Raw genomic sequence first — 5,326 nt, forward strand, 5'->3', positions numbered from 1 at the left:
CGCGCATTCGACCTTGCGGCCGCCGACATTGGCCTCGGGCTCGCAGAAATACATCCAGTCGTGGCGGCGCTCCGTCAGTATCTTGCCCCAGCCGAGCGGGATGTGGATCATCGGATCGCGGTCCCAATCCCCCGCCTCCAGCAGAAGCACCGACACGGCGGGGTCTTCGCTCAGCCGGTTCGCCAGCACGCAGCCGGCCGATCCCGCACCGACAATGACGTAGTCAAAGGTTTCGCCAGCCGGCATGCGTGATCCTCGGGAGAAAGACGTCTGCCGCGATGGCAACCGTCGACATGGGCAGTCAACCATCGCGCAACTGGTGTTGTCAACCATTGCGTACAGTTGTAGATTGGTTGAATTGGTTGAGTGCCGTCGAACAGGTTTTCGTGTCACAATATGATGTCGGGACGTTGAGTCGGCGATCTGCCGATCGGACAGGAGATTTGGTTTTGAGCGCATTCGAGCCGCAGGTCGGACCATCTGATCTCGACGACATCATCGCCGCGGTCCGCCAGTTGCAGCAGGGCGGCGGCAAGCTTCCGTCCGAGCGCGATCTTGCGGAACATCTGAGCGTCAAGCGCCATCAGCTTCGCAAGGCGCTTGAAGTGCTGCGCCTTTCAGGCGACCTCAAACCGGCGCGCGCCAGGCGGGCGCCGACCGCCCTTCCGAGATATGGCGAGGAACTGGTCAGGGTAACCAATCCGATCGAGGTCCTGGAATTGCGCCTGATTATGGAGCCGGGCCTTGCCCGACTGGCGTCGCTGCGCGCCTCCTCTTTCGAGACGGCGCGGATCCTCGACGCGGCAACCACGCCGGAGAACGCCCCGTCGGGTGAGGTCGATTTCGCTTTCCATCTCGCGATCGTTGCCGCAGCCCGCAACCATCTCGCCGCGGAATTCTACAAGATGCTGCGCCAGGTCGGTGTCGATGCGCGAGTGAAGGTTGCGCGCACCGCGGCACCCACCTGCCCCAAGCGGATCGCCCACCGCGACGGCGAGCATCGCCTGATCGCCGAAGCGATCTCGCAGCGCGACCCCGAAGCGGCAGAGGCCGCAATGCGCGCGCACCTTCTGTCGGTGCAGAGACAGATCATGGAACGGTCGAATGCCGGCGCCTTTGCCGCGTGATCGCATCACCTCTGACATCGAGCCTGTGCGGGGAATTTCAAATTGAAACGTCATTTCGACGTGCTGGTCATCGGCGCGGGATCCGCTGGCTCGGTTGTTGCCAGCCGTCTCAGTGAAGACCGGTCGTGCCAGGTCGGCCTCATCGAGGCCGGGACGATGCCGGCCGATCCCGACATCGCCGACCCGCTGAAATGGACGATGCTCCAGGGCCGCGCCTACGACTGGAGCTACCGGACCGTGCCCCAGCCCTTCACCGCCAACCGCGTCCATGAATGGCCGCGCGGCAAAATCGTCGGCGGCTCGAGCTGCCTGCATGCAATGGCCTATGTGCGCGGCCATCCCGATGATTTCGAACCCTGGGTGCAAGCCGGCGGCGAGCGCTGGTCCTATCGGGGGTTGTTGCCGGGCTTCATCCGCAGCGAAGCCTTCACCGCCTTCGACGGGCCAACACGCGGCAAGAGCGGCCCGCTGGACGTCTATCTGCCGGACGCCGAGGTCAGTCCGGTCGTGCGTGCCTACATCGCCGCCGGGCGATCCATGGGGGCCCCCGCCCTGAGCGACCACAACAGCGGCGAGCTGGTCGGCACCAGCCCCAATTCACTCAACATACGCGACGGCAAGCGCCTGAGCGTCGCCGACGCCTATCTGCCGCCGCGGGTCATGGCGCGGCCGAACCTGACCTTGCTCACCGGCCACGAGGTCGAGCATCTGGTTCTGGACGGCCACAGGGTCACGGGCGTGAGCGTGGTCTGCGAGGGCCAGAACAGAACGCTCTGTGCCGACCGGATTGTCCTTTGCGCCGGCGCCGTGTCCACGCCGCTCATCCTCATGCGGTCGGGCATTGGTTGCCCGGATACGCTGAAGCAGGCTGACATACGCTGCCTTGCCGATCGCAGCGAGGTGGGCCGCAACCTGCAGGATCATCTGCTGGCTCTTGGAAATGTCTACAGCACCAAAAAGCCGGTGCCGCCTTCCCGCCTGCAGCACTCCGAATCGCTGATGTATCTGCACAGCGACGACCCGACCCGCTCCATGGGAAGTCCCGATATCGTGCTCGCCTGCGTCGTCGCTCCGTCGGCGGCCGAGGGCCTGAATGCCCCGCTTTATGGCTCGGCCTTTACCATCCTTTGCGGCGTCACTCATCCGACAAGCCGCGGGCGCATCACACCGAGCGGGCCGGGCCGCAACGATACGCCGGTCATCGATCCGCATTATCTGGAAACCGAACACGATCGCGCGACATTCAGGATGGCGTTGAAGCGGGCGCGCATGGTCGGCCATCATGAGGCCCTGGACGAATGGCGCGATACGGAGATCCTGCCAGGCGCACCGGTTCAGTCCGATGCCGAACTCGATGCTTTCATCGCCAGGGCTGCTTCCACCCATCACCATCCGGCCGGCACCTGCCGGATGGGTCTTGACACCGAGGCCATCGTCGATCCCGACTTGCGGCTGAACGGCTTCGACAATGCCTTTGTCGTCGACGCCTCGGTGATGCCGGCGATCCCGAGCGGACCGATCAACGCGGCGATCGTCGCCATCGCCGAAACCTGGGCGGCGTCTTCACGGGTTACCGCGGCGGCCGCGTGACGGCGGCCGCATCCGACACTTCCCCTGGGTTCCGAATGGCTCTGCTTCCCGGCGACTATCAGCTATGGAGATGCGTCAGCTCAAACGCCGCTCCGTCCCGGACGCCGGCCATGCGCTGCTCGGCGGACCGGAACATGTCCGCGAACTCCACCTGGTTCTCGAACACCACGCCGCCGACCTTGACCGTCAAGGCATCCTCGGTGCCTTTTGGCGCGAAATAGACTTGTGCGATGCGCGCCCTGATACGCTCGCCGATTTCCCTGGCTTCTGCTTCGGTCGCGCCGGCGAGGAAAACCCCGAACATCGACGTCCCCATACGTCCAACCAGATCCTCCGCGCGCACTGACGATTGTATGGTTGAGGCTATGAGCCGCAAGGCTTGATCGCCCCATTCAAGACCAAAGCGCAGGTTGATGGACCGCAGATGCTCCGAATGGATGACCAGGAAGGCGCCGGATTTCGGCCCCGGCACCGACGGCCTTGCGGTTCTTTTTTCGACCATCGACGTGAAGACCGCTCCGTTCAGGCAGCCGGTCGTGGTGTCGAAGGTTGCCGACTTGTCGAGTTCCCGGCGATAGCGACGAAGCTCGATCTGTTTCAATCCAACGAACAGAAAAAGCGGAACACCAAGAACGACAGGCAACAGGATTGCCGTGACCATGCTGCGCCCAAATGGCGTCAGCGCCTCCGAGAACAGAAGCAGATAATTGAGACCGACGGAAACGCCCAGGATTGCAGCGGTTCCCAGAAAGGTCAGCAAAGCGACGCCTTTCCATGCCTGGTCGGTGGTGCTCGCCATAGTCTTTGTCACTGGCCGATCTCCTGTGGATGGGCTTGTATAAGGCCGGTGTGTTGCAATTTCAGTTTCAAGGAACATTGCAATTTAATCGATTGCGCGATGACCCCATCAAGGCTGCGCCCGTGGCGGTTAACAAACAAAACATCAGGGATTGAATGACAGCCTATTGTGCCGGGCCGAACATGCCCATCTCCGCGTCCCTGGCTGTCGCCTCCGCCTTGCCGTAGATGCCGCTCGGCAGCGCCGTGGCCCAGCCGTTGGAGACAAGCCAGGCGCCAACATCCTGCTTGCCCAGCCTGCACGGTGCGGCGACGGCAAAACGCTCGACGTCCGGCGGTACGAAACAGTGCAGCGCGCGTCCCCTCAGCCAGGAATTGAAAACGGCGCGGGCGCGTACGCCGCAAGGCCAGGTGACGTCATGAAACGAGCAGGAGCTGTCGAGATCGATGCCTCGCACTCCGCTGATGAACACCTTGCGGCCCATGGCTTCGAACATCGCCGATGATGTGACAACCGGGCGGTAGAGCAAGACCTCCCGCCAATCCCTGGGCATCGGCGTTTTCGGGGGCACGGCGAGACCGAGCTCGCTGAGCGGCGGACGGGGCTCGGCCCGTTCGATCTCAGCGGGATCAAGCCGTGGTGGAGCGATCAGGTCTTGAGCAACCTTGCGCGCCGGCTCCAGGCGTTGTGCGCCGGCAACCGGTGCAACCGGTCGGACAGGCTGGGTATCGTCAACATCCCGCGACCGGGCACGGACAGGCCGATCGACCGAAAGCAACGCCCCGCCCTGAATGATCAGCAGTATCCCCGCCAGGAGCAGGAGGCTTCCAAGTGCGATCGCCAAGCGGCTGCGGCCCGGCCTGGCCATCAGCTTGAACAGGATCTCAGGGATTTACGCCGGTCAGAAACCCGACGTCGATTTGGCAACCAGCTTGAGCGCACCTTTTTCAATCCGATAGAACGGCATCGAGCGTTGGCTGGATCCGTCGGCCCGAAACCGGAACAGGCCGGTCGACCCCCGAAAGCCGTTTGGATTCTCAAGAACCTTTTTGCTGAAACCATCGGGCCCGACCGCGCTGGCAATCCCTGCCGTCAGCGCAACCATATCATAGGCGTAGGCCACATTGACGTCAGCCGGATAGTTGTATGTCGTCCTGAAGCGGTCGGCGATCGGCCCGGTTTCGCCTGGATCGAGCGTGGCGACAAACGCCCCCTCGAAGAGCGGATCCATGGGGTGCTCCAGCCAACGGTTCGTCCCGACGACGGAGATCGTCTTTCCCGGAATGCCCTTCGATTTGAGGGCGGCAAGGACAGGCGACGGACTGCCATTGCCGCTGGCGACGATGACGGCGTCAGGGGCGTCCACGAGTGAGCCCATTTCGTCGACCGTCTTCGCGCCGTCGCCGGCAGAATATCGGAGAGTGACCGCGAGCGCCGCGCCGTAGATGCTGAGGCTGTTTGCGACCCGCTTCTCCATGGCGCCGGCGTTTGGGCCATCCGCGACAAGCAGTACGAACTTCTTGCTGCCTTTCGCGGCCAGTCCCGCGGCGCCCGCGGCGGCGCTGTCCGCTTCGCCAAGGAGCACGGCATAGACCCCGGGGCCGCCGGCGAAATTGTCGGCGAGCGCCAGAACCGGTGGCCGCTTCGACCCCGACAGCGTGGCAATATGCTGGGCCGCCGGCAGCTCGGTCGGGCCGATGACGACTTTAGACCCCGTCGTAATGGCCGTAACCGCCAGTTTGCCGGCCAGTGCGCTGTCGCCTTTGGTATCTTCTACCGTCAGCGCCAGCAATCCGTTGCCGATATCCGT

General features: G+C 63.6%; 6 protein-coding genes. 2 read left to right on the forward strand and 4 right to left on the reverse strand.

The window, feature by feature from the left end:
• A partial coding sequence (locus tag EN925_RS21805) for a lycopene cyclase family protein (protein WP_164894318.1) occupies positions 1-246 on the reverse strand: 246 nt, incomplete at its 3' end.
• A gap of 203 nt (positions 247-449) precedes the next feature.
• Between EN925_RS21805 and EN925_RS21810 the strand changes: the two genes are divergently transcribed.
• The gene (locus tag EN925_RS21810; RefSeq protein ID WP_013529856.1) at positions 450-1,127 is read left to right on the forward strand and encodes an FCD domain-containing protein; all 678 of its coding nucleotides are present in this window, start codon (positions 450-452) and stop codon (positions 1,125-1,127) included.
• 42 nt (positions 1,128-1,169) lie between these two features.
• The gene (locus EN925_RS21815; RefSeq protein WP_164753513.1) at positions 1,170-2,717 is read left to right on the forward strand and encodes a GMC family oxidoreductase N-terminal domain-containing protein; all 1,548 of its coding nucleotides are present in this window, start codon (positions 1,170-1,172) and stop codon (positions 2,715-2,717) included.
• Positions 2,718-2,775: 58 nt separating this feature from the next.
• Here the strand turns inward: EN925_RS21815 and EN925_RS21820 are convergent, their stop codons facing one another.
• The 3 genes from EN925_RS21820 to EN925_RS21830 all read right to left on the reverse strand — a co-directional run bounded on the left by EN925_RS21820 (position 2,776) and on the right by EN925_RS21830 (position 5,308).
• Positions 2,776-3,528: a GGDEF domain-containing protein gene (locus EN925_RS21820; protein WP_127369433.1), complete on the reverse strand. Its 753-nt coding sequence runs from the start codon at positions 3,526-3,528 to the stop codon at positions 2,776-2,778.
• Positions 3,529-3,679: 151 nt separating this feature from the next.
• Positions 3,680-4,360, reverse strand: coding sequence for a thermonuclease family protein (locus EN925_RS21825; protein WP_245469201.1), 681 nt, complete (start codon positions 4,358-4,360; stop codon positions 3,680-3,682).
• Positions 4,361-4,417: 57 nt separating this feature from the next.
• Positions 4,418-5,308 (reverse strand): ABC transporter substrate-binding protein, encoded by an 891-nt coding sequence (locus EN925_RS21830; RefSeq protein ID WP_245487262.1) that lies wholly within the window; start codon positions 5,306-5,308, stop codon positions 4,418-4,420.
• Between the last annotated feature and the right edge of the window lie 18 nt (positions 5,309-5,326).

Source organism: Mesorhizobium sp. M7A.F.Ca.US.006.04.2.1 (assembly GCF_004022915.1).
Lineage (GTDB): Bacteria > Pseudomonadota > Alphaproteobacteria > Rhizobiales > Rhizobiaceae > Mesorhizobium > Mesorhizobium ciceri.